Here is a 4472-nt window from a genome sequence, read left to right as displayed (position 1 = left end):
CCGCAAACGGCATATCGCCGTCGACACCCTCGGCCTGCCGCTGGTCGTGATCGTCACCGCGGCATCCGTCGGCGACCGCGACGCCGGCCGCGACCGGCGCCTGCGCGCCCGGCACCGCGCCATCACCCTGGTCTGGGCCGACGGCGGATACACCGGCTGGCTCGTCGACTTCGCTACCACCGTCCTCGCGATCGCCCTGACCATCGTCAAACGCCCCGACGACGTGGCCGGGTTTACCGTGCTGCCGCGCCGCTGGGTGGTCGAACGCAGCTTCTCGCACCTGATCCGGGCCCGTCGCCTGGCCCGGGACTACGAGATGCGCACCGACAGCGCCGAAGCCATGCTCTGGTGGGCCGCGAGCATCCCCGCCACCCGTCGCCCGGCCGGCCGGGGTACCCCAGCTGCCCGCCGCCTCAACCGGCCCGCCCCGGCCGCGGCCTGAACAACCCCGGCCCGTCCTCGCACAACCACCCACGCTCCACCAACCGCTTGGCGCGGAACCGAGCGGCCTGCTCGCGCGCGTCACTGACCCGCCAGCCCAGATGATCACGCATCTGCCGGGCCCGCACACCGCGCCCACCCCCGGCCGCGTCGTCCTCGACCAGCGCCACGATCGCCGCGCAGTCGCCCGGCAGCACCGCAACATCCAACCCCTCACGCCGCGGCGGGACTTCGACCCTGGTCGCAACACCGCCCACAGCCTCCACCGCCTCGGGAACCGGCATGCCCGGCGCTGCGGCCAGAGCATCGACGACCTCCTCGCGGGCGACGGCCGCGCGCCGCGCGGCCTCCTCAGCCTCGGCCACCGCCGCCTGCACCCGCTCCAGCTCGGCGCGCAGCTCCTCCGCCCGGGCCAACGCGGCCCGTTCACGTTCCTCCAGCAGTCCCAGCACCGACGGCATCCGCCACCTCCGCACACAGCGAGCGTGGACACAGCGGATCCAGCCTGCCTACCCGGCAACCACTACATGCCTGATCAGCGAAAACTTGAAGCTACGTCCGCTTTGGGAATCGCTCCTGACGGGAAGTTAGGATGTGTAGTCGGAGAGTGTGCAGGGGGGCGCGCTCGGGGCAAGCCAACCACGGGGGACGCACCATGACGATTGACCGGCTGCTGCGTGCGGCCGTCCCGCTGGCTGCAGCAGGCGTGCTGCTTACCGCCTGCGGCCCGGATAAGCCCTCCCCGATTCCGCCCCCACCCAGTCCGTCCAAACCCACACCGATTGGCAGTCCGTCGGACGGCCCCGCGAGTGGCTTCGACGATCCGCTCCCCTTGAAGACGCAGGCCACCGCCACCGACATCCAGGGACCGGCCAAGGACCCGGTCCACTTGAGCGTCACTCCGGTGTCGGTGGTCAAGGGCGACCCTGCGGCGGTGGACAAGCTGGGAATCGGCCTGATCGACGGCAGGACGCCGTACTACGTGACGGCCAGCTACACCGAGCTGGACGGCGACGGAGACATGGGCACGTACACCCGGGAGCTCTAACTGGCCTCCGCGGACAAGCACGCCTACGACCACGCCCCCTCCTGGGGTGTGCCGTTCGTGCCGTGCCAGGAAGCGTCCGCCGCAGCCCTGAACCTGAGCCGCGGCGCGTCGGTCACCACCTGCGAGATCTACCTGCTGCCCCAGGCCGTGACGCCAGTCTTCGTGGCCTTCAAGGGCGATGACGCCACCAACAAGGCGGACGTGGTCTGGAAGCTCGGCTGACATCCCGCCTTCGACGCAAGAACCGGACGACCGAACAACCGGGCTGCTGGAAGTGGGATGCTCGCATTGGCCTGGGGCCTGTTCGTCCGGTCGTCCGGTCCACCGGCACACAGGCGTCGGCGGCCGGCAGCGCGTGGCGGGGTTCCCCTCGGGAGGGAGTCCCGCCACGTGTCAGGAGCCGCTGCCGGCCCACTCGGGCGGCTGCTGCAGAGTCTTCTGGGCTGCCTGGGTGTCGGAGGCGATCGCTGCGCCGTCGAGCATCGCGTTGTCTCCGTCGAGGTACCCCGTGTTGGCATGGCCGGCGATGTTATGCAGCAACCCGCTGTAGCGGGCATCCCATTCGCCGGCCCACTGCGTGAACAACTGGATCTTCCGCTGCACCTCGGGGATCTTGGCCTGGACGGCGGCCGCCTGGGCCTGGGCATCGGGATCGCCGTGCTCTGCCCGGGTTGCCTCCATGACCTCCTGCGCCGTCTTGCCCGGGCTGCCGATGGCAAGGGCGGAGAGTGCACTCGACCTATCGCCGCCGGCTCTCGGAACGGCCGCTGGGTGGACAGAAGTTGGTGGTGCGGTTGCGGGTTCGGCGGTTCTTCTGCGACCGGAAGTCGTGCGACCGTAGGACGTTCGTCGAGCAGGTGGACCGGCTGACGGAGCCTCATCGCCGGGCCGGCCTGGGGTTGAAGGAGTGGCTGACGACGGTGGCCGCCGAGCTCGGCGGACGGGCCGGCGAGCGGCTGTGCCGCAAGCTCCACCTGGCCGCCGGGCGGACCCGTCTGCTGGAACTGCTGGAGGAACCACCGGTGCCGGAGCGGGCTCCGCGCGTCCTCGGGGTGGACGAGTTCGCATTCCGCCGCGGCCGCCGGTACGGCACCATCCTGGTCGACGTCGAGACCGGTCGAGTCGTGGACGTCCTGCCCGACCGCACGTCCGAGACCTTCGCGGCCTGGCTGACCGCCCACCCGGGGGCGGAGATCATCTGCCGTGACCGCGCCAGTGCCTACACCAAGGCCGTCAAGCAGGCCGCACCCGGTGCCCTGGAGGTCGCAGACCGCTGGCACCTGCTGCAGAACCTGTCGGCGGCGGTGGAGAAGACCTGCCACCAGCACCGCTCCTGCCTGCGCAAACTTCTCGACGACGAGGCGCCGACCGCGGCCGAGGACCCGCCGGAGCCCGTCCTGATCGATCTGCCACCGCTCGCGCTGCCGAAGACGGCGATGGTCGAGCGCACCCGCCACCGGTATACCGACATCCACCGGCTGCTGGATCAGGGCTGGACGATCAGCGCGATCGCCCGCCACCTGAGCCTGGACCGCAAGACCGTGCGCAGGTTCAAGACCACCGACCTGGACATCCTGCTGCCTCCGCCCGGGACCGCCGCCCCGACGGTGTGCTGGAGCCGTTCAAGCCGTACCTCAACTCCCGCTTCGCCGCCGGGTGCACGAGCGGAACCCGGCTGTTCCGCGAGATCACTGAACGGGGCTACCGAGGCAGCGTCCAGGTCGTCCGCAAGCACCTCGCCGCATTGCGGGCTGATACCGGCGAGCTGGCCCGCGCCGTCGCACCGAGCCCCCGCGCAAGATCACTTCCTGGATCACGCGCGACCGCGACCGGCTCAGCGCCGACGAGGTCGAGCAACTCGACCAGGTCCGACTTGCCTGCCCGGACATCGCCAGGGCGTGCGACCTCGCCCGCGTCTTCCACGAGCTGGTCCGCAACCGCCGAGGCCATCTTCCGCTCGACTGGATCCGCCAGGCCGAGCAAGACAGCCCCGGCCCGATCCGCAGCTTCGCCGGGTTCCTCCGGCAGGACCTCGACGCGGTGACCGCCGGCCTGACCCTCGTCTGGAGCTCCGGCATCGTCGAGGGCCACGTCAACAGGGTGAAAACGGTCAAGAGAGCCATGTACGGCCGGGCTTCGTTCCGGCTCCTGAGGATCCGGATCCTCACCCGGCCGTGAGCGAGAGGGAACGGCAGGGTCAGATGGAGTTCCCGCGTATCAGCTCGATCCAGACCGACTGATCATCGGCCGCGACCGCGCGGTCGATGTGTCGTGCGACGTCCACTACAAGCTCCACGCATGCGTAGAGACGCTCGTAGTGGCGGACATGATCTGCCTCTGGAGCCGTGAATGAAGGTTCCTCGACCTTCCGGAGGATCTGGATCGCCGCGTGCCAGCGCCAGGCAGTCTCGACGTACTGGGCAACCGAGGAGCTGAAGAAGGAGACCGCCGGTTTGTGGAGGCCTGAGTGGTAGGGCCTGAGGACCTCTGGAATGTCGTCGATGGTGATGGGAGCGGGGCGAAGGCAAAGGACACGGCCATCGCCGGGAACCACGCCGACGACGCAGCTGTCATCGTTCGGCCCCCAGAACCCGAGGCCGTAGAGTCGCTGATCGTCCTTGACCAAGCGCAGCTCGCATTCGCCTGCCAGGTTTGGCACCAGCACGGGATCCACTCCGGTCTGCGGCCTGAGCGTGAAGAGCGGCAGGTGCGGCAGGCCCCACTCACCCAGGGCAGTCCGGCCGGTCGCTCCCGGGGATATCCCATGCCTGAGCCTCCCCGATGAGCAGCATCCGCTCCTTGGTGATCAAATGATCCAACGATTGCGAAAGCACGAGCCGCAGTTCATCCTCGACCGCCGCCCACTCGTCGCCGTGTTCGCTGCTCACAACCTGCAGCATCTCGCGGCGTGCCTGCTCAATTCAAGATCGGTCACGAAATCGCGGCCAGAGCCGTTTTCGCAGACCCTCATCACGTGATGAGG

The 4472-nt window shown here is 69.4% G+C and carries 7 protein-coding genes and 1 pseudogene; 4 read left to right on the top strand and 4 right to left on the bottom strand.

What is annotated here, in order from left to right; all coding sequences use genetic code 11:
• Positions 1–442: transposase (locus tag LN042_RS36435; protein ID WP_230055760.1), on the top strand; the 442-nt coding region annotated here is incomplete at its 5' end.
• Here LN042_RS36435 and LN042_RS36430 read toward each other — a convergent pair.
• Entirely contained in the window at positions 414–902 is a 489-nt protein-coding gene (locus LN042_RS36430; protein WP_230055759.1) for a hypothetical protein, read from the bottom strand. The genes LN042_RS36435 and LN042_RS36430 overlap by 29 nt on opposite strands.
• Positions 903–1273: 371 nt before the next feature.
• On the opposite strand from LN042_RS36430, the gene LN042_RS36425 reads away from it, so the two are divergent.
• Both LN042_RS36425 and LN042_RS36420 read left to right on the top strand, forming a co-directional pair.
• Complete coding sequence (locus LN042_RS36425; RefSeq protein WP_230055758.1) at positions 1274–1489, top strand: hypothetical protein; 216 nt, start codon at positions 1274–1276, stop codon at positions 1487–1489.
• Positions 1490–1546: 57 nt separating this feature from the next.
• Positions 1547–1711 (top strand): hypothetical protein, encoded by a 165-nt coding sequence (locus LN042_RS36420; RefSeq protein ID WP_230055757.1) that lies wholly within the window; start codon positions 1547–1549, stop codon positions 1709–1711.
• 171 nt (positions 1712–1882) lie between these two features.
• Here the strand turns inward: LN042_RS36420 and LN042_RS36415 are convergent, their stop codons facing one another.
• The gene (locus tag LN042_RS36415) at positions 1883–2170 is read right to left on the bottom strand and encodes a hypothetical protein (protein ID WP_230055756.1); all 288 of its coding nucleotides are present in this window, start codon (positions 2168–2170) and stop codon (positions 1883–1885) included.
• Positions 2171–2193: 23 nt separating this feature from the next.
• Between LN042_RS36415 and LN042_RS38270 the strand changes: the two are divergent.
• Positions 2194–3729: pseudogene (locus LN042_RS38270) on the top strand (ISL3 family transposase); the annotation flags it as partial.
• Here LN042_RS38270 and LN042_RS36405 read toward each other — a convergent pair.
• Positions 3687–4196, bottom strand: a complete 510-nt coding sequence (locus LN042_RS36405; protein WP_230055761.1) for an SUKH-4 family immunity protein — start codon at positions 4194–4196, stop codon at positions 3687–3689. The pseudogene LN042_RS38270 and the gene LN042_RS36405 sit on opposite strands and share 43 nt — an antisense overlap.
• Before the next feature lie 16 nt (positions 4197–4212).
• On the bottom strand, positions 4213–4377 hold the full coding sequence (locus tag LN042_RS36400; RefSeq protein ID WP_230055754.1) for a hypothetical protein: 165 nt from the start codon (positions 4375–4377) through the stop codon (positions 4213–4215).
• Positions 4378–4472: the final 95 nt, after the last annotated feature.

This window comes from Kitasatospora humi (assembly GCF_020907985.1).
In the GTDB taxonomy this organism is placed as follows: Bacteria; Actinomycetota; Actinomycetes; order Streptomycetales; family Streptomycetaceae; genus Kitasatospora; species Kitasatospora humi.
The sequence above is the reverse complement of the archived record's forward strand: the minus strand, read 5'-3'. Positions and strand labels throughout refer to the sequence as shown.